The 19,457-nt window shown below is 31.5% G+C and carries 16 protein-coding genes; 7 read left to right on the forward strand and 9 right to left on the reverse strand.

All coding sequences use genetic code 11. The features are described 5' to 3' along the window. Genes murD through mraZ form a run of 7 tightly spaced genes read right to left on the reverse strand, consistent with a single transcriptional unit; the run spans position 1 to position 7,733 of the window. Positions 1 to 1,335: a UDP-N-acetylmuramoyl-L-alanine--D-glutamate ligase gene (gene murD, locus CXF68_RS00825; protein WP_101042470.1), complete on the reverse strand. Its 1,335-nt coding sequence runs from the start codon at positions 1,333 to 1,335 to the stop codon at positions 1 to 3. 1 nt (position 1,336) lies between these two features. After that, positions 1,337 to 2,563, reverse strand: a complete 1,227-nt coding sequence (gene mraY / locus CXF68_RS00830) for a phospho-N-acetylmuramoyl-pentapeptide-transferase (RefSeq protein WP_101042471.1) — start codon at positions 2,561 to 2,563, stop codon at positions 1,337 to 1,339. A 1-nt stretch (position 2,564) separates the two neighbouring features. Continuing rightward, positions 2,565 to 4,031 carry a UDP-N-acetylmuramoyl-L-alanyl-D-glutamate--2,6-diaminopimelate ligase gene (locus CXF68_RS00835; RefSeq protein ID WP_101042472.1) on the reverse strand — a complete coding sequence of 489 codons (1,467 nt, stop codon included), beginning with the start codon at positions 4,029 to 4,031 and terminating at the stop codon, positions 2,565 to 2,567. Beyond that, complete coding sequence (locus tag CXF68_RS00840; protein ID WP_232771591.1) at positions 4,032 to 6,047, reverse strand: penicillin-binding protein; 2,016 nt, start codon at positions 6,045 to 6,047, stop codon at positions 4,032 to 4,034. It abuts the gene before it with no gap. A 6-nt stretch (positions 6,048 to 6,053) separates the two neighbouring features. Next, positions 6,054 to 6,383, reverse strand: a complete 330-nt coding sequence (locus CXF68_RS00845) for an FtsL-like putative cell division protein (RefSeq protein WP_101042474.1) — start codon at positions 6,381 to 6,383, stop codon at positions 6,054 to 6,056. Further along, positions 6,383 to 7,279, reverse strand: a complete 897-nt coding sequence (gene rsmH, locus CXF68_RS00850) for a 16S rRNA (cytosine(1402)-N(4))-methyltransferase RsmH (protein WP_101042475.1) — start codon at positions 7,277 to 7,279, stop codon at positions 6,383 to 6,385. Before rsmH ends, CXF68_RS00845 begins: the two co-directional genes overlap by 1 nt. Continuing rightward, entirely contained in the window at positions 7,266 to 7,733 is a 468-nt protein-coding gene (gene mraZ, locus CXF68_RS00855; RefSeq protein WP_101042476.1) for a division/cell wall cluster transcriptional repressor MraZ, read from the reverse strand. The genes rsmH and mraZ overlap by 14 nt, the downstream gene beginning before the upstream one ends. Before the next feature lie 203 nt (positions 7,734 to 7,936). Between mraZ and CXF68_RS00860 the strand changes: the two genes are divergently transcribed. From CXF68_RS00860 to CXF68_RS00880, 5 genes are read left to right on the forward strand one after another with little or no spacing between them, the layout of a single operon-like run. Beyond that, positions 7,937 to 8,701 (forward strand): alpha/beta fold hydrolase, encoded by a 765-nt coding sequence (locus tag CXF68_RS00860; RefSeq protein WP_101042477.1) that lies wholly within the window; start codon positions 7,937 to 7,939, stop codon positions 8,699 to 8,701. A 26-nt stretch (positions 8,702 to 8,727) separates the two neighbouring features. Next, complete coding sequence (gene yihA / locus CXF68_RS00865; RefSeq protein ID WP_101042478.1) at positions 8,728 to 9,339, forward strand: ribosome biogenesis GTP-binding protein YihA/YsxC; 612 nt, start codon at positions 8,728 to 8,730, stop codon at positions 9,337 to 9,339. 33 nt (positions 9,340 to 9,372) lie between these two features. Beyond that, positions 9,373 to 10,059 (forward strand): RluA family pseudouridine synthase, encoded by a 687-nt coding sequence (locus CXF68_RS00870; protein ID WP_101042479.1) that lies wholly within the window; start codon positions 9,373 to 9,375, stop codon positions 10,057 to 10,059. A 60-nt stretch (positions 10,060 to 10,119) separates the two neighbouring features. Next, positions 10,120 to 11,493: an aldehyde dehydrogenase gene (locus tag CXF68_RS00875; RefSeq protein WP_101042480.1), complete on the forward strand. Its 1,374-nt coding sequence runs from the start codon at positions 10,120 to 10,122 to the stop codon at positions 11,491 to 11,493. A gap of 34 nt (positions 11,494 to 11,527) precedes the next feature. Next, entirely contained in the window at positions 11,528 to 12,259 is a 732-nt protein-coding gene (locus tag CXF68_RS00880) for a nitroreductase family protein (RefSeq protein WP_101042481.1), read from the forward strand. A gap of 112 nt (positions 12,260 to 12,371) precedes the next feature. On the opposite strand, the gene CXF68_RS00885 is transcribed toward CXF68_RS00880, so the two are convergent. Beyond that, positions 12,372 to 14,756 (reverse strand): penicillin acylase family protein, encoded by a 2,385-nt coding sequence (locus CXF68_RS00885; RefSeq protein WP_101042482.1) that lies wholly within the window; start codon positions 14,754 to 14,756, stop codon positions 12,372 to 12,374. 253 nt (positions 14,757 to 15,009) lie between these two features. Between CXF68_RS00885 and CXF68_RS00890 the strand changes: the two genes are divergently transcribed. Both CXF68_RS00890 and CXF68_RS00895 read left to right on the forward strand, forming a co-directional pair. Beyond that, a complete protein-coding gene (locus tag CXF68_RS00890) occupies positions 15,010 to 15,327 on the forward strand; it encodes a hypothetical protein (protein WP_101042483.1) in 318 nt (105 codons plus the stop codon). 102 nt (positions 15,328 to 15,429) lie between these two features. Next, positions 15,430 to 16,767: a sigma-54 dependent transcriptional regulator gene (locus tag CXF68_RS00895; protein WP_101042484.1), complete on the forward strand. Its 1,338-nt coding sequence runs from the start codon at positions 15,430 to 15,432 to the stop codon at positions 16,765 to 16,767. Here the strand turns inward: CXF68_RS00895 and CXF68_RS00900 are convergent. Continuing rightward, entirely contained in the window at positions 16,760 to 19,186 is a 2,427-nt protein-coding gene (locus CXF68_RS00900) for an ATP-binding protein (RefSeq protein WP_101042485.1), read from the reverse strand. The two genes, CXF68_RS00895 and CXF68_RS00900, sit on opposite strands and share 8 nt — an antisense overlap. Between the last annotated feature and the right edge of the window lie 271 nt (positions 19,187 to 19,457).

Here is a 19,457-nt window from a genome sequence, read left to right on the forward strand (position 1 = left end):
TTATAAACTTTTAACTGCTTCCTTAAATTTATCACCTCTATCTTCGTAGCTCTCAAATAAATCGAAACTAGCACAAGCTGGAGATAACAAAACTACATCTCCGTTTTTAGCTACCTTATTTGCTACTTTTACAGCCTCTTCTGCTCCTGCTGTCTCTACCAAAATATCTACAACATTACCAAATGTTTCAATGATTTTTTGATTATCTAAACCTAAGCAAACAATTGCTTTCACTTTCTCTCTTACTAACGGTAATAAATCTGCATAATCATTTCCCTTATCAACACCACCAACAATCCAAACTGTTGGACCATCCATACATTCTAAAGCATAAAAAACAGCATTAACATTCGTAGCCTTACTATCGTTAATAAACTGTACGCCATTAATTTTTTGCACATTTTCTAAACGATGTTCAACACCTTCAAAATCAGACAAACTCTCTGCAATTGCTTCTTTTCTTACTTTCAACAATCTCGCAGCCATAGCCACAGCCATTGCATTTTTAGTATTGTGTTTTCCTTGTAATGTTAATTCAGAAACATTCATCAATATATCTTCTGTTTTTAATTTCATAATTATTTTATCTTGCCTTAAAAAAACTCCATACTCCAATTCTTTTTCTACTGAAAACGGAATTTTTTTTGCGTTAACTTTATTTTTACCTAGCCAATTCTGCATGGCTTCATCATCTGCATCGTATATTAAAAAATCGTTTTCTGTTTGATTTTTTGTTATTCGAAACTTTGATTTTATATATTTATCGTAATCATAATCATACCGATCTAAATGATCAGGCGATATGTTTGTCATAATCGCTATATGCGGCTTAAAATCAATTATTCCATCTAACTGAAAGCTACTTAACTCTAACACATATTCTTCATAACTTTGCTCAGCAACCTGCTTCGCAAAACTGTCTCCTATATTTCCTCCAACACCTATTTTTAGCCCTGCTTTTTTAAGCACATGCCCCAAAAGCATCGTTGTTGTTGTTTTTCCGTTTGAACCAGTTACACCAATCACTGTTGCATCAGTAAATTCAGATGCAAATTCAATCTCAGAAATTACACTTATCCCTTTTAAATTTAATTGCTGTATTAAAGCAATCTTATCAGGAATACCAGGGCTTTTTACAACCACATTAGCATTAAAAATTTTATTTTCGGTATGCTGATACTCTTCAAAATCAATTAAATTAACTACTAATACTTTTTTATATTTATCAGAAATACTTCCTTTATCAGAAACAAAAACATCAAATCCTTTTTGTTTCCCCAGTAACGCAGCTCCTACACCACTTTCTCCACCACCAAGAACCACTAACCGCTTCATCTTATCTTAATTTTAAGGTTACAATTGTTAATACTGCTAACAAAATTCCTACAATCCAAAAACGGGTAACTATTTTAGTCTCGTGATAATTTAATTTTTGATAATGGTGATGTAATGGCGCCATTTTAAAAATCCTTCTTCCTTCTCCAAATCTCTTTTTTGTATATTTAAAATAAAAAACTTGAAGTATTACTGATAGGTTTTCAACTACAAAAACACCTGCTAAAACAGGTAATAATAATTCTTTTCTAATGGCTATTGCAATAACCGCTATTACACCCCCAATAGTTAAACTTCCTGTATCCCCCATAAACACCTGAGCAGGAAATGTATTATACCAAAGAAACCCTATTAAAGCACCTGCAAAGGCAAAAATAAACACCGTCATTTCTCCAGAGTTAGGAATGTACATTACATCAAGATAATCAGCGAAAATTATGTTTCCAGAAATCCATGCTAGTATTGCTAAAACAACAACAATAATTGCTGATGTTCCTGCTGCCAACCCATCTATACCATCAGTTAGATTCGCTCCATTTGAAACTCCTGTTACAATAAAAACAACCACAAATATGAAAACAATCCATCCATAACCTGCGTAATCATCTCCTAAAAAATTAAACACTTTTGCATAGTCTAATTCATTGTCTTTTAAAAATGGCACTGTTGTTTTTGTTGATTTATGAGCTTCTCCAAATACTTTTACTTTTCCACTCTCTTGCACTATTTGCTGTGAAGTAGGCAACTGTTCTTTAATTGTTACATCTGGATGAAAATACAACATCGCTCCTACAATTACACCTAACCCTACCTGACCTAAAACCTTAAACTTTCCTTTTAGTCCAGCTTTGTCTTTTTTAAATACTTTTATGTAATCATCTGTAAAGCCTATTAAACCCATCCAAACAGTGGTTATTAACAAGATTATGATGTAAATATTTTCTAGCTTCGCCATTAAAAGAACCGGAACCAAAGTTGCAAGAATTATAATAACCCCTCCCATAGTTGGGGTTCCTGCTTTTTGAACCTGACCCGCTAATCCTAAATCCCTTACCGTTTCTCCTACCTGAAGTCTTCTTAAATAATTAATGATTTTTTTTCCAAAAATCATTGATATCAATAAAGACAATATAAAAGCTGTAGCTGCCCTAAACGTAATAAACTGAAACACACTTGCTCCCGTAAGATTAAATTCACTTTCTAAATATTGAAATATATAATACAGCATTTTATGAGTTTATTAATTGATTAAAACAATTCACCACTTCTTCCAAATCATCAAAATGATGCTTTACACCATTTATTTCCTGATAATTTTCATGTCCTTTTCCTGCAATCAATATTATATCTCCTGTTACCGCCAATTTGCATGCTGTTTTTATAGCTTGCTTTCTATTTAAAATTGACAATGTTTTTTTATAATTTTCTGCTGACACTCCTTTCTCCATCTCATCAATAATAACCTGAGCATCTTCATTTCTTGGATTATCAGAAGTTAATATTGCCTGACTACTTAATTGAGAAGCTATCATTGCCATTTTAGGTCGTTTTGTTTTATCTCTATTACCTCCACAACCAACAACAGTTATTACTTTTTCATTTCCTGTACGAATATCATTTATAGTTTGCAATACATTCTTAAGTGCATCTGGCGTATGTGCATAATCAACAATTGCTGTTACCCCTTCTTTTGAAATAGTATATTCAAAACGCCCACTAACACTTTCTAACTCACTTATAAGCCTTAGCGTTTCAATTTTTTCTAAGCCTAATAAATCTGCGACTCCAAAAATTGCTAATAAATTAGACGCATTAAACTCCCCTATTAACTTCGTCCAAATCTCAATATTATTTATCGTTAACAGACTTCCTGAAAAACGTTTTTCTAAAACCTTTGCTTTAAAGTCACCCACCGTTTTTAAAGCATAGGTTTGTTTATTAGCTTTGGTATTTTGCAGCATTATTTGCCCGTTTTTATCATCTATATTCACCAAAGCAAATGCTGTTTTAGGTAACGAATCAAAAAATGATTTTTTCACATCTCTATACGCTGCAAATGTCTCATGATAATCTAAATGATCGTGAGATAAATTTGTAAAAACACCTCCTGTAAAGCGCAAACCCTCGGTACGCTTTTGATGAATTCCATGAGAACTCACCTCCATAAAACAATAATCCACTCCTTCTTCAACCATTAACGATAAATACTTATTTATCGCTAGTGAATCTGGCGTTGTATGTGTCGCTTTATGCTCTTCATCACCCACCATTACTTTAACTGTTGATAGTAAACCGACCTTATATCCTGCTTTTTTAAATAAGTTATATAATAATGTAGCAATAGTTGTTTTACCGTTTGTACCAGTAATACCAACCAACTGTAATTTAGCTGATGGATTTTCGTAAAAACCAGCAGCCATAACTGCCAAAGCTGTATTAGAATCTTCAACTTCTATATACGTTACACCTTCTTTTTTATTTACTGGAACGATTTCACAAACAACAACAGTCGCACCTAAACTCAATGCTTTCTCTATGAATTGATGTCCATCAACGGTAACTCCTCTTTGAGCAACAAATACGTCTTTATCTTGTATCAATCGACTATCAAACTGAATCTTATTGATTAGCACATTTGTATCTCCATAAATTTTATTTACAGATACTTTAAATAATATGTCTTTTAAATTCTTCAATTATGATAACTTTAAATAAACTGTTGCTCCCTTTGTTAACTTTACTCCCTTACCTATAGATTGCTCAGTCACTTTTCCCATTCCAGAAAACTTAACTTTCATCCCCATATTTTCTAACAACGCAATTGCATCCATCCCACTCATTCCTATAACTTTAGGCATAATTGTTTTATACTTTCTTAATTTTTCATAATAATTCTGATATTCCTTATCAACACTTGCTGATGATATTTTATCAGATACCAATTGATTATTTACCGGAGTTGTTGTGTAAATTTTCTGAGCAATTTCTTTAAAAACTGGTGCTGCAACTATACCCCCATAATAACCTTTTTCTTTCTTAGGACTATGAACAACTACAATGCATGAATATTTAGGATTCTCTGCAGGAAAAAAACCTGCAAATGAAGCCACATATTTTTTATTGGAATAATGACCGTAAATTGTTTTACCTGTTTTATCCTTATGCTTAGGTATCCATTTTTTAGCTGTCCCTGTTTTTCCTGCCATAGAAAAATTAGAAGAATATATTCTCTCAGCAGTTCCTTTAACGACAACGTTCTTCATTATTTTTCGAACTTTATCTATAGTAACCTGAGACGCTATCTTTTCTTTTAAAACCTCAGTTCCAAAGCTTTTCTCTACTTTCCCTCCAACTCTTAATTCTTTTACAAAATATGGTTTCACTAATTTTCCGTTATTAGCCACCCCGTTATAAAAAGCCAACATTTGTAATGCAGTTACAGAAACACCATATCCTCCAAAAGCCATCCATTCTAATGAAATCGGACTCCAACTCTTTTCTGAAGGGTTTGGAATATACGGCTTCCCTTCTCCTTTTATTTTAACACCTGTTAATTGATCTAAACCAAATGATTTTATTCGTTTTATAAATTTTTTCGGATTCTTATCATAATGCTTTTGAATTGTTTTCACAATACCAACATTTGATGAAACTTCAAAAACACGAGCTAATGAAATTTTTCCATGCCCTCCTCTTCTACTATCCTGTACCTTTCTATTATTTATAAAAATCTTCCCTTTTTCACAATCAATAATATCAGATGTATCAGCTACTTTATCTTCTAATGCAGCCATTAAACTTGCCAACTTAAAGGTAGACCCCGGTTCATGACTTTCCCAAACCGCATAATTTCTTTTCTCGTAATACTTCCCTTTTGAAGTTACACCAAGATTTGCAATAGCTTTTATTTTTCCAGTTTTAACCTCCATCACAACCGCACAACCATGATCTGCTTCAAAATACTCTAACTGCTTTAACAATGCATGATGCGTTATGTCTTGAATATTCACATCAATTGTAGTTATAACATCACTACCATCAATCGGCTCCTTTTCGTTTACATCATTAATCGGTCTCCATTGCCCTTTAGCTATCTTCTGCTTTAATCTCCAACCGTTTTCTCCTTGCATATAATCAGCAAAAGCACCTTCAATCCCTGCACCTCCTTTTGAATTATCATAACCGATTGTTCTCGCTGCTATTTTCCCTATAGGATGTACTCGAATCGTCTTTTGATCTGCAATAAAACCACCTCTATAAACCCCTAATTTAAAAATAGGGAAGCTTTTCATCTTTACATAATCATTATAACCGATACCACGAGCAATTAATAAATAACGGTTTTTACGCGTTTTCGCTTCTCTTATTTTTTTCTGATAATAACTAGTTGGCTTTCCTAATAGTTTTGACAAAGCCTCAGAAAGCGCTCGTATATTTTTCTCAAACACTTCTGACTTTACCGCCACAGCATCCATTCGAATCGTGTATTTTGACATTGAAGTAGCCAATAAATTACCATCAGCAGCATACACATTACCTCTATTTGCAAATATGGTATCGTTTCTTTCAGTTTTCTCTTGAGAAAGCTTACGGTACTTATCTCCCTCTACATACTGAAGATTAAAAATCCTAAAAACAATAACCACGAAGAAAAGCGTCATTAAAACCACAACCACATAGAGTTTGTTTAATATACTTTTCTTTATTACCATTTCTATTTACTCTTTATTAGTTGTTACTTTTATTTTTTGCGGTGGCTTTTCTGCAGGAAACAACCCTTTAGACTTAACCCTTTTCCGAATATTACTTTCTAATTTCATCCTTGTTAATTCCGTGCTCGTATCAAAATCCTCAGCCCGAAACTCCCTTTTCATCTTATTCAACTCAGCTATCTTAACCACCTTAGCATCTAAACTATGTGAGCTTGATATCATTATTAACAATAGCGCTACAACAAAAATTAATATTCTCCAATTATTAAAAGAGCTATCATCTGTTAAAAACCGCCCTTGTAATATCCCATAAATACTATCTTTTACTCTAGACATTACTTTAATGTTGCCGCTCGTAGCTTCGCACTTCTCGCTCTATTATTCACTTTTATCTCCTCCTTGGTTGGAATAATCATTTTCCCTACCTTCTTTAAAGGAACACTAATATTTCCGTAAAAATCTTTTTCTGGCTCCCCTGCAAACAGTCCTGTTCTTATAAATCGCTTTACCAACCTATCTTCTAACGAGTGATACGAAATAACACTTAAACGTCCTTCTTCACTTAACAAACCAGGCATTTGCTCTAAAAACTCCTTCAACACCTCCAGCTCTTGATTCACTTCAATTCTTACCGCCTGAAATATTTGCGCCAAAATCTTATGCTCTTTTGCTTGCGGAAGAAACTCTTTTAACACTTCTTTCAACTGAAAACTAGTATTAATTTCTTCTTCTTCTCTAGCCGAAATAATTTTTTTAGACAAAGCTCTTGCATTCCTCAACTCTCCGTACAAAAACAATACATCAGCTAACCGCTCTTCACTGTATTTATTGATAATTTTCTTTGCTGACAAATCAGATTTCTGATCCATCCTCATATCCAAGTCAGCATCAAATCGAGTAGAAAAACCTCTTTCAGCTTCATCAAACTGATGCGAAGACACGCCTAAATCTGCCAAAACACCATCAACTTTCCGAACACCATAAAAACGCAAAAACCTCGAAATAAATCGAAAATTCTCACCTATTAACACAAATCGATCATCCTCAATTTTATTCCCTTGCGCATCTGGATCCTGATCAAAAGCAAACAACTTTCCATTCACTCCCAACCTGCTTAATATTTCTCTCGAATGACCACCGCCACCAAAAGTCACATCTACATACACACCATCTTCTTTAATATTAAGTGCATCTACACTCTCTTTCAATAAAACCGGATTATGATAACTCATCTACATCTATATTACCCATCACCTCTTCTGCCAAATCTGCAAAATTAACAACAGCATCGTCTATTACTTTTTCATACCTATCCTTATCCCAAATTTCAATAATATTAACAGCTGACGAAAACACCACCTGCTTAGCTATACCTGCGAATTGACATAAGTCTTTTGGAATTAACACCCTACCAGCCGTATCTACCTCAACAGGTTTTACACCTGCAGTAAACCGCCTAATAAAATCATTATTCTTCTTTACAAATCGATTTAACTTATTAATCTTTTGCATCATTAAATTCCACTCACCTATCGGATACAACTCCAAACATGGTTGAAAAACTGATCTCTTTACAACAAACCCATCCTGTAACACAGAAGATAGCTGCTTCTTAAAAGCTGATGACATCATCACCCTCCCTTTAGCATCTATTTTACATTCATATGTTCCAATTAAATTTACCACACCAAGTATTCATAGTTTGCATCAAAAATAAAAAATATTTACCACTTTTTACCACTTTTAACCACTTTGTTCATAAGTTTTGGCTTTTTAGCTAAAAAACTGAATACAAGGCGTTTTAATATCTTAAACATGCAGCAAATAATAAAACCAAGAATTCAACAAAAAAGGACTACATTTGTGGTTGAGTCAAATCCTATACATTAATGACTGAATTTTTAAAGAAAGAAGGTAATTTTACATATGCAGAAGCAGGGAAAGGAAGAGCATTAATCGTATTACACGGTTTAATGGGAGCCCTTAGTAATTTTGATGAAACTTTTAAATATTTCTCAAAAAAAGGGTATCATGTTTTAATTCCTGAACTACCTTTATACACGATGCCTTTGTTAAAAACAAATGTAAAAAACTTAGCAGAGCATTTACACGATTTTATTGAATACAAAAACCTTAAAGACGTTGTTCTTTTAGGAAATTCTTTAGGTGGTCATATTGCTTTGTACTATACAAAACACTACCCCAACGATGTAGATGCACTCGTTTTAACTGGTAGTTCTGGCTTGTATGAAAAATCTATGGGAGATAGTTATCCTAAAAGAGGTAATTACGAATATATCGAAACAAAAGCTCAAGAAGTTTTTTACGACCCAAAAGTAGCTACAAAAGAACTTGTTGATGACATTTATGAGATTGTAAATGACAGAATTAAGGCTTTAAAAACATTATCTATTGCCAAAAGTGCGATTAGGCACAACATGGCAAATGATTTACCAAACATGCACCAACCAGCATGTCTTATTTGGGGAAAACAAGATGGTGTAACTCCTCCTGAAGTTGCTGAAGATTTCCATAAATTATTACCTGATTCAGATTTATTTTGGATTGATAAATGTGGGCATGCTGCAATGATGGAAACTCCTGAAGAATTTAACGCAATTTTAGAAAACTGGCTTTCTAAGCGAAATATATAATAGCGCAAACAGCTTAACTTATTTTTATGAAAATAAAATCTGCAGATTTTGTGATGAGTAACAGCAATGTTATGAAAGCACCCAAAGACAGAATACCTGAGTATGCTTTTATAGGTCGTTCAAACGTTGGTAAATCTTCATTGATCAACATGTTAATGGCTCGTAAAGATTTAGCAAAAATATCTGGAAAACCTGGGAAAACACAACTTATTAACCATTTCAACATCAATAAAGAATGGTTTTTAGTCGATTTACCTGGTTATGGCTACGCACAAATATCAAAAAAGAAAAGAACTATTTTTCAATTTTTTATAGAAAACTACTTTAAAGAAAGAGAGCAATTAGTTTGTACTTTTGTACTAATAGATTCTCGTCATGATCCGCAAAAAATAGATTTAGAGTTCATGCAATTTTTAAGTAAAAATCAAATTCCGTTTTGTATTGTTTTCACCAAAGCAGACAAATTGGGTAGTTCTAAGATAAATACTCAAATTGTTGCTTATAAAAAGAAATTATTACAATACTGGGAAACATTACCTACATCGTTTCTTACCTCTTCTGCTACAGGATTAGGTCGTGATGAATTCTTAAGTTTTATTGACGGAATAAATCAAGATGTTGCTAAAGATTTTAAATAATCTCTTTTACCGTGCTTAACGTTATATTTAAAAATGCATTCTACTAAAAACAATTTACAAGTTTTACACGAAGACAATCATTTAATAATTGTTAACAAAAGAGCTGGAGACATTGTACAAGGCGACAAAACTGGTGACAAACCACTCTCTGACGTTTTAAAAGAATATATTAAAGATAAATATAATAAACCTGGTGCCGTTTATTTGGGTACTGTTCATCGCTTAGACAGACCAACTTCTGGCGTTGTTATATATGCTCGTACTTCAAAAGCATTAGAACGGTTAAATAAAATGCTACGTGAAAAGACCATCAAAAAAACGTATTGGGCTGTTGTAAAAAATCAACCTAAAAAATCAGCAGATACCCTGATTAACTTCCTAAAGAAAAATCCTAAAAATAATAAATCTACCGCCTATTTAAAAGAAATTGACGGTAGCAAAAAAGCAATTCTTCATTACACTGTTCTTAAAAAACTAGAAAACTATTCATTAATTGAAGTTGATTTAGAAACTGGTCGCCATCATCAAATACGAGTACAGTTATCTAACATAGGCTCAAGTATTAAAGGTGATTTAAAATACGGTGCAAAAAGAAGCAATAAAGATGGTAGTATTCATTTACATGCACGAAAAATTGAATTTATTCACCCAGTAAGTAAAGAACTTATTAAAGTTACCGCACCAACTCCAAAAGAACCTATCTGGGACGCTTGCTTGTAACACCTAAAAAACATCTTTAAAACAATCAGTTAAATTTGTACCTTTAAACAAATTCTAACTATGCGTATTCCTGAATTAGCTCAAGCACAAAAAAACTTTTTTTCGACACAACAAACTAAAGATATTTCCTTTAGAAAAAACGCTTTAAAAAAGCTTCAAAAAGAACTTATAAGGAGAGAAAGAGATATTGTAAAAGCACTGTATGATGATTTTAAAAAATCAGAATACGAAGTTATAATGACTGAGACTTCTATCGTATTAGCTGAATTAAAAATGACTCTAAAGAATCTAGATTCTTGGTGCAAACCAAAACGAATCTTACCTTCTCTATTAAATTTTCCATCTTCAGCAAAAATATATAAGGAACCATACGGAACTGTATTAATTATCGCTCCCTGGAACTACCCTTATCAGTTGGCTTTTGCACCTCTTTTAGGAGCAATAGCTGCAGGAAATACTGTAATTTTAAAACCTTCAGAATTAACACCACATGTAAGTAAAATTACCAAAGAAATTATTGAATCTGTTTTTGATAAAAACCATGTTTCAGTAATAGAAGGAGGTGTAGAAACGTCTCAAGAACTACTTATGCAGCATTGGGATTATATTTTCTTTACAGGAAGTGTTCCCGTAGGAAAAATAGTAGCCAAAGCGGCTGCCGAACACCTTACACCCGTAACCTTAGAGCTAGGCGGAAAAAGCCCTTGTATTGTTGACGATACCGCCAATATTAAACTTACCGCTAAACGATTAGTTTGGGGTAAATTTATTAACGGAGGGCAAACCTGTATTGCTCCTGATTACTTATTAATTCACTCAGATATAAAAGAAGCATTTGTAAAACATTTTAAAGAAGAGTTAATTAAAGCTTACGGTAAAAACCCTCAAAAATCAGAAGATTACCCAAGAATTGTAAATACTCGTAATTTTGATCGTTTAGCACTTATGTTAAAAGGCGAGAAATATTTAGTTGGCGGTAAAACAGATAGAGATGATAATTATATTGCTCCTACCATTATAAACGAACCTAGTTTAGATAGCGAAGTAATGAAAGGAGAAATTTTTGGACCAATATTACCATTAATTTCATATAAAAACGAAGAAGAATTTGATGCTATTATTACTAAATACGACAAACCTTTAGCATTGTATGTTTTTACAACTCGTAAAAGTTTTGCTAAAAAAATAATTGAAAAATATTCTTTTGGTGGTGGAACAATTAACGACACGATGGTTCATTTTGCAAATCATCGATTGCCTTTTGGTGGTGTTGGAGAGAGTGGAATTGGTAGCTATCACGGAAAAAAAACTTTTGATGTTTTTTCTCATAGCAAAGGCGTAGTTACCAGAGGTAACTGGCTAGATGTACCAACTCGTTACGCTCCTTACAAAGGAAAACTAAAACAATTAAGAACTTTACTAAAAATAGGATAAGTAACCACCATCTCTATTCAAAAAAACATAAAGCATGTCTAAAACTGTTTCAGAAGCTATTAATTACCGCCGTTCTGTTAGAATATACGATACAGAAAGAACCATTGATACTAATATTGTAAAGAAGTGTATTAAACAAGCAAGTTTAGCACCTACAAGTAGTAACATGCAGTTATGGGAATTTTATCATATTACCTCTAAAGAAACGATTGTCAAAATTGCTCCTTTATGTTTTAATCAGAGTGCAGCGAAAACAGCGCAACAATTAGTTATTTTTGTTACGCGAAAAGATTTGTGGCGTAAGCGTGCTAAAGCTAATTTAGCTTTTATGGATACTACATTCGGAAAAAACAATCTGGAAGCTAAACAAAGTAGTAGAGAAAAAGTAGCTCGTAATTATTATGGGAAAATTATTCCTTTTGTATACTCCGATTTATTTGGTATTTTAGGCTACCTAAAATACTTAATGGTTTTAATTGTTGGATTATTTAAACCAATGTATCGTGAAATTCGTAATAGCGATATGAGGATTGTTTCTCATAAAACTGCTGGCCTTGCAGCACAAACTTTCATGCTATCAATGGCTGCCGAAGGCTACGATACCTGCCCTATGGAAGGTTCTGATACTTGGCGAGTAAAACGCCTATTAAATATTCCACGAGGTGCAGAAATAAACATGATTGTTAGCTGTGGTATCAGAACAGAGAAAGGTGTGTATGGTGAGCGTTTTAGAATTCCTTTCGAAGAAGTTTATAAGGAGATTTAAAAACCTTATTCATTTATAGATACGAAACAATGTAAAAAGTTATTTTTCTATAAACTACAGATCACTTCGTATCTAGCAATGATAAACATAATTTTCAGCAGAACAACAACAATTACTTCTTCGGTAAAAGCACCAACATATTTTTACTTTTTTCTATTTCGGACTGATTAATTTTCATTTTCTCAAACTTACCGTCTACATATTTTTTAGCTTGATCTTTATAGTGCTCACTAAATACATTACCTGATTGACCTGTTGGTAAAATTGCCAAGCTGTTTTCTACATCAGAAAAATCTACAATTCTTCGCGTTGAAGGGCCTGCTTTTACCTTATATATCCCCGTACTATCAATATCATAAATTTGGTTATTTATTACCTGATCACCTCCATTTGTTTTAAAAGGACCTACATTAAATAATTTTCTCAATACTCCCCCAGCTTTTCCTATTGGATGCTGATACTCTACAGAAGCAACTCTATTCCATTTCCAATCATCAACATTTCCTCCCAATTGTTTTTGTAAAAAAGAGAATGTATTTTTAAACGATTTAGTAATAATATCTTTTCTCGTTTCTACTTTTTCTTTTGTTGAAATATCATCCCACCAAATAGATTTTATTCTTCCCGCTTGAACAGGGACTACTTTTTCTACGAAAGGGGTATTTACAAATTGTACATATGCCTCACCCATTTCATCTTTAAAAGTATTCTTTTGAAATTCGTATAATAAACGATTATAAATTACAGGAGCAACCTCATCTTTACCATAGTAACCATTCCATTTCTTTAGTATTTCAATTGCTTTTTTATCACTTGCTGAAAATTCAGTAATAGTTAATGCTTCAATTAATTTCTTAGCTGTTTCAGGAGCTGTTGGTGAGGTTACATCATAAATCATTTTTGTAACATCTTCTTTTGTCCAATCATTTTTAGGCGCTAACAACTCCACAATTCTTCTTGCTCTATCCTCTACTAAATAATACCCTGGGTATAAAATACCTGCAATAGAATCTGGTTGATTGTTTGCAGAATACACATAATTTAATTTAGGATTTATTGCTTGCGGATTCTCTTCAAAATCTAACCATCTTTTTATTTCATCTTTACCTGAGGCTCCATCTAAAATTAACTTCGTATTTATACCATCTCTGTATTTATATAATTTACCTGAAGCAAACCATGCAATATTATTTTTAGCATCTCCATACATTATATTTAAGCCTGGTGCATGTAATTTACTTGCTCCTTTTTTAAATTCAGATAATGATTTTGCATGTGACATCTCATAACTTGTTTCTAATAATTGATTATTTAACTTAGTGTAAATCCATTGCATTGCAATAGGACGTTCATCTCTAATAAAATCAATTAAATTATTCATTATTGGACCATGTTTAGTTACCTTAATTTGAAAAGTAGTATCAACACTATTTTTTACTTTAATCGTTTTATCAATTAATTTATATTTTCTATAACCATCAATAGTTTTATATTCTTGCTTATTATCAGGATTATTCTGTTCGTAATAAAAATCAACATCATCATTCTCAAACATTGTTAATCCGTAGGCATAACTCCTATTATGACCTAATAGCGGAAATGGCGTTAAAGCTAAATTAAATCCATAAATTTCATAGGTTGGTGTTTTAATATGTGATTGATACCAAACAGAGGGTTGTGAAAAACCAATGTGTGGATCGTTTGCAAAAATAACTTTCCCATTTTTTGTTTTTTCAGGCCCTAAAACCCAAGAATTACTTCCAATAAATGGTGAAATTGGCAATTTATCAAGTAAAGTATTCATTGCTTTTGCAAACGCTCCTTTTATTTCTGAATTCTTTTCATTCTTAATAAGAGTTAAGTTCTTATAATTTGCTCCATTTAATTCATCAAAATAAGCATCTCCTAATTTTTCTTTAACTTCTGTTAATAATGGATCTGTTTTGTGGGCGACAGCAAAACTAAATGCCATATAACCAAAAACATTATATACATCTTTAATTGTATATTTCTCTTTTTTAATACCAGTCAAATAAAACTCTAATGGTGTTGCACCTTCATTTATAAACTGATTCACCCCATTTAAATAAGCTGCGGTCATTTTATAAGCTTCAGACGTTTTATCTAAATTTTCAATTGTTTTTTCAGCAGCTTCTTCAATCCCTAACCCTAGGAAAAATCTATCTGTACGTACTAGATCTTTTCCGAAAACCTCTGCTAATCTTCCTGCTGATATTCTTCTAACCAATTCCATTTGCCACAATCTATCTTGTGCATGCACATACCCCAATGCTGTATAAGCATCTTGTTGATTTTGAGCATTAATATGCGGAACACCAACTTCATCATAGTGCACCGTAACTTTATCAGAAATATTAGCGAACTCTAATGTCCCATTATATGTTGGATGCAATGTCAAAGAAAACAACCAAACTCCAACAATTATTAAAACAAAGAGTAATAATACAATTTTAAAAAGTTTTTTAAATAACTTCATTAACTAAGGGTTTTCTTCAAAGATAATAGAAATATGGTTCGTCTATACAAATCAATAATATTCATTAATGGAGTAATAATTACACAATACACCTACTGGATTACACACTCTTTACACATAGTTACTTAAAAGAATAAACACCCGAAAAACCACAAACAACTAACAAGCAATGGAATAACCATTAAAACATATTTAAAAAAAACAAATGGCACATTTATTTCTATATATAAACCGAACAATAAAAACTTAAATCATGAGAAAATTATTTTTAGCAACAGCAATCTTAGCAAGTGGAGTTTCAACATATGCAACTTCTAACAACCTATTCCCTATCGAAATCACTTCTTCTATAGTAAACGACGACTTTAAAGAGGTTTCTATTAAAAAAATACCTGCTGTAGTAGCAAAAACCATTAAAGAGTATTTTCCGAAAGCTACTATCAGTAAAGCTTTTGTAAACAGCAAGGAACAGTACAAGTTTGAACTTCTTTCAGGTAACAAACCAACAATTGTTTACACAAATAAAGAAGGTAACTTACTAGATGAAAAAGAATTGAAAAATAAAAAATAAAAAACGTATTTTTATTTGAATTTTAATTGAAAAAGAACGTTCTTTTAAAAAGCGTTCTTTTTTATTTTAATAAAGAGTTGCTTTAAAAATTAAACACTTTTTATGAAAAAAATTTTACTAGTAGAAGATGACATTACTTTTTCTAATATCTTAAAACGTTTCCTTGAGCGTCACGATTACATTATAGATGTTAGCTATACAATAAGCAGTGCTTCTTCCTTATTAAAAAAGGAAAACTACAATTTAGTGTTTACCGATTTACGTCTTCCTGACGGCGATGGCATCACCTTTTTAAAACAAATCAAAAAAAACAATAATGATATCCCCGTAGTTTTAATGACTAGTTATGCTGAAATTTCAACAGCAGTTCAAGCAATAAAACAGGGTGCATTTGATTACATTTCAAAACCTTTTAATCCTGATGAAGTTTTAGAGGTTATTAATAATGCTTTAGAAGAAAAACCTACTAATAACACCTCTTCTTTAACAAATAAAACAAAAGAACAAAACGCTAGTATTAAATTTGTTTCAGGAATAAGCGCTACATCAAAAACACTGTATGAATATATTCATTTAGTAGCCCCTACCGATATGTCTGTTCTTATAACAGGAGAAAGTGGGACAGGAAAAGAAGTTGTTGCTCAAACAATTCATACAGAAAGCACACGAAACAACAAACCTTTTATTGCTGTAGATTGTGGAGCTATACCTAAAGAAATTGCTTCAAGTGAATTTTTCGGACATAAAAAAGGTTCATTTACTGGTGCTACAAATGATAAAAAAGGACATTTTGAAGCTGCTAATGAAGGCACTTTATTTTTAGATGAAGTAGGGAATTTAAACTACGAGAGCCAAGTACAATTATTACGCGCCTTACAAGAAAGGAAAATTAAACCTTTAGGAAGTAGTCAAGAAATAAAAGTTGATATCCGTTTAATTACAGCTACAAATGAAGACCTATTACTCGCTGTTGAAGAAGGTAACTTTCGAGAAGATTTATATCATCGTTTAAATGAATTTTCGATAAAAGTACCTAGTTTAAAAGACAGGAATGATGATTTAATTTTATATGCTGATTTTTTTTTAGATAAAGCAAATAAAGAACTCAATAAATCTATTGTTGGTTTCTCTAAAGAAGTACTTGCCTTATTTCAAGGCTATCAATGGCCTGGTAACTTACGTGAGTTATCTAATATTATAAAAAGAGCAACCTTATTATCACAAACTGAAATCATCGAAAAAAATGTACTTCCAGAAGGGTTATTTAACGTTAAAAATCAATCTAACGTTTCTAAAAAATTTTCTACCAAAGAAAATGAGAAAAAACTTATTATAAGAGCTCTAGAAGAAGCAGATAATAATAAAACTCAAGCTGCAAAATTATTAAGCATTACAAGAAAAACACTTTATAATAAAATAAAAGAATACGATCTTAACTAAGGTAATTTTCTAGCTCTAAAATAAACTCATTAAATATTTTTTTAAAATCAGCAAAAAGAATACTATCAATTTTTTCACCAGTTTCAAACACTTCTAAAAAAGGAACGAGTGTTACAGCATTTATTTGCCTAAACATACTTATCATTTTATGGCTAACGTCATTAAATATTTTTAAATCATTATTTATTTGTGCTTTCTCTAATAGTAAAAAATCATTTTGAGTCTCTTTTAAAAAGAGGCTCAACGTACTCTGTATCAAAAGCGCATCATTATCTAGAAAAGCCCCTAAAGAAACAACATCAAAAAAACTTGTTTCTTTTACTTTATTCTCGATTTCACTAATACTATTGGGTTTTAAAATACAACTACTGAAATATTTTTGTAAAATACTCTCTAATTTATTAAGATGAAATGGTTTTATTAACACATCAGAAAAACCTGCTTTAACATACTCCTTCATAGATAAACTAGTCCTACCTGTCATCGCTATTATTGGTTGATTACTGTATGAATCATGATTTTTTAGAGTTTCCATGAAATGAAAACCATTCATTTTCGGAAGTTGAATGTCTGTTAAAACCAAGTCGTAATATATTTCACTAACACTTTTTAAAGCAGTTTGTGCATTATTAAAAAGATAAACTTTTACTCCTAATTGTTCCAGTTTCTCCTTTAAAAGCGTTCCCATAGCTACATCATCTTCAACAACAATAGCTTTTAAACTAAAAACGGCACCTTCATTTGATATCGAAGACTCATGTAATGATTCTTCTGAAAAAGCTACAGGAATCTTTAATGTAAATACACTTCCTTCCCCTAAATTACTACTTAAAGTTAACTTCCCTCCTAATAATTCAGCAAGCCGATTAGAAATAGTTAACCCCAAACCAAAACCATTTCGGTCATTACTTCCTGTTTCAATCTGAGTAAAAGCTTTAAAAACATTTTGTTGTTGATCTTTATCAATACCAACACCTGTATCACTCACTATTATTTTTAAATAAGTTTTAGCATTCTCTTTTTCAATACTACTGTTAATTGTAATAAACCCTTCTTCTGTAAATTTACTAGCGTTAGTTACTAAATTATATAAAATTTGCTTTATTCTAAACGGGTCACTAATAATAGGCGAAGCTATTGTTTCATCATGTTTTAAGATCACAGAAACAGGCTTATCTTTTACTAAATTTTCGGTATTATCTACAACTTCTGTCAAGTATTTTTTTAAATCAAAAGAAATAGACTCTACGCCAACTTCTCCACTTTCTAATTTAGAAAATTCTAAAAGATCGGCAACCAACTGCCTCATATATACAGATGCATTCTGAATATGCTCTATATAATTTTTCTCTTTAACATTTTGTGCTTCTTTTTGAAGTAACTCGCTATAACCAATAATGGTACTTAAAGGGGTTCTTAAATCATGACTCACCATAAACATCAATTGTTCTCTACTATTTAAAAGCGATGAAGCTATCGAATTTGCCTGCTCTAATTCCTTTCTATAATGCTGGCTTTTCCAGAAATCGTCTAAAATAATAAATGAAAAAAGAAGTATAATAATAAAACCAATTGCCGCTGCAAATAGAATAATATTCTTACTTCGGTTAAGAGTTTCTTCTCGCTCTTTGTAAATATTTTTTGTATAAATGATAACATCTTTCTCTAAAACATTTAACATTTCTCTTAATTTCCTCGAAATAATTAAATCATTTTTAATCAATACTCTCTCTTTTGCACGTAAAGATCTACGTTTGTTATTTGTTTCCCTCTGTGCCTTTTTAAGTATATTTTTAGAAATAGAAACTAGAGAATCTATTTGTTTTTGATCAACTTTATTAATATTAACATTGGCATCTTGTTGATTTATTGTATGAAGATATTCTTCTAAATTCTTAAGGGTTTTTTCATCTAAAAATGAAGAGTTCTCTACAATTTTTTTAACTGAACCACCACCTAATAATAAATCTATAGACCCTAATTTATCTAGAGCTTCATTAATAGATTCATCTGAATTCTTTTGTAATTTTAACCTCTTTAAACCCGTAATGTTTTTACGCTTTCTGGTTAAAACTAACTTAATACTGTCTAGAATAAATTTTTGAGAGCCATTATTTACAATAAAATTAAGTGAATCAATTTTCAATAATAATTGTTTATTCTCATAAACATACTCCTTAAATCTTTTAGTTGAGTTTAACTGAATAGCTGCCCTACCTAAATTTTCATTTTCATAGACTTTAGCAATTAAACTTCCGGTTTGTATAATTTTCTTTCCGTCTAAAACCCCTTGTCTTTGTAATTTTGTAAAAGTTTTAATTTCGGAGAGTAATAACCCCCCTGAAATAGTAGCCAAAACACCAAGTATTAAATATCCTATTAAAACTTTAAAAGCAATTTTCTGTTTTGATGATTTCATAAAAATAAATACCTCTTTTTAATACTCATAATCTCTTTTACTAAATTTACAAAAACTCTTTTTTTAAAATTTTGCTGTTCCAGCCACACGACCATTTTTGAAAATTACTAAAAAATTCCAAAGGTAAAATTAACATTTAATTAAACTTAATTTGTGACTCTTTATTTAAAAAAGTGTCTTAAAAGCGTAAGTAAAAAATAAATTACGTTTTATTGAATATTTTATTGCATACTTTTGCAGCCAAAAAAAATTATCCCCTTAATTAATTGTA

It is taken from the genome of Tenacibaculum sp. Bg11-29 (assembly GCF_002836595.1).
Classification (GTDB): Bacteria; Bacteroidota; Bacteroidia; order Flavobacteriales; family Flavobacteriaceae; genus Polaribacter.

What these genes read in the sequence shown, in the direction of transcription:
- murD (WP_101042470.1), bottom strand. Translation starts at nt 1,335, where the DNA reads ATGAAGCGGTTAGTGGTTCTTGGTGGTGGAGAAAGTGGTGTAGGAGCT.
- mraY (WP_101042471.1), bottom strand. Translation starts at nt 2,563, where the DNA reads ATGCTGTATTATATATTTCAATATTTAGAAAGTGAATTTAATCTTACG.
- CXF68_RS00840 (WP_232771591.1), bottom strand. Translation starts at nt 6,047, where the DNA reads ATGGTAATAAAGAAAAGTATATTAAACAAACTCTATGTGGTTGTGGTT.
- CXF68_RS00845 (WP_101042474.1), bottom strand. Translation starts at nt 6,383, where the DNA reads ATGTCTAGAGTAAAAGATAGTATTTATGGGATATTACAAGGGCGGTTT.
- rsmH (WP_101042475.1), bottom strand. Translation starts at nt 7,279, where the DNA reads ATGAGTTATCATAATCCGGTTTTATTGAAAGAGAGTGTAGATGCACTT.
- CXF68_RS00860 (WP_101042477.1), top strand. Translation starts at nt 7,937, where the DNA reads ATGACTGAATTTTTAAAGAAAGAAGGTAATTTTACATATGCAGAAGCA.
- yihA (WP_101042478.1), top strand. Translation starts at nt 8,728, where the DNA reads ATGAAAATAAAATCTGCAGATTTTGTGATGAGTAACAGCAATGTTATG.
- CXF68_RS00870 (WP_101042479.1), top strand. Translation starts at nt 9,373, where the DNA reads ATGCATTCTACTAAAAACAATTTACAAGTTTTACACGAAGACAATCAT.
- CXF68_RS00875 (WP_101042480.1), top strand. Translation starts at nt 10,120, where the DNA reads ATGCGTATTCCTGAATTAGCTCAAGCACAAAAAAACTTTTTTTCGACA.
- CXF68_RS00880 (WP_101042481.1), top strand. Translation starts at nt 11,528, where the DNA reads ATGTCTAAAACTGTTTCAGAAGCTATTAATTACCGCCGTTCTGTTAGA.
- CXF68_RS00885 (WP_101042482.1), bottom strand. Translation starts at nt 14,756, where the DNA reads ATGAAGTTATTTAAAAAACTTTTTAAAATTGTATTATTACTCTTTGTT.
- CXF68_RS00890 (WP_101042483.1), top strand. Translation starts at nt 15,010, where the DNA reads ATGAGAAAATTATTTTTAGCAACAGCAATCTTAGCAAGTGGAGTTTCA.
- CXF68_RS00895 (WP_101042484.1), top strand. Translation starts at nt 15,430, where the DNA reads ATGAAAAAAATTTTACTAGTAGAAGATGACATTACTTTTTCTAATATC.
- CXF68_RS00900 (WP_101042485.1), bottom strand. Translation starts at nt 19,186, where the DNA reads ATGAAATCATCAAAACAGAAAATTGCTTTTAAAGTTTTAATAGGATAT.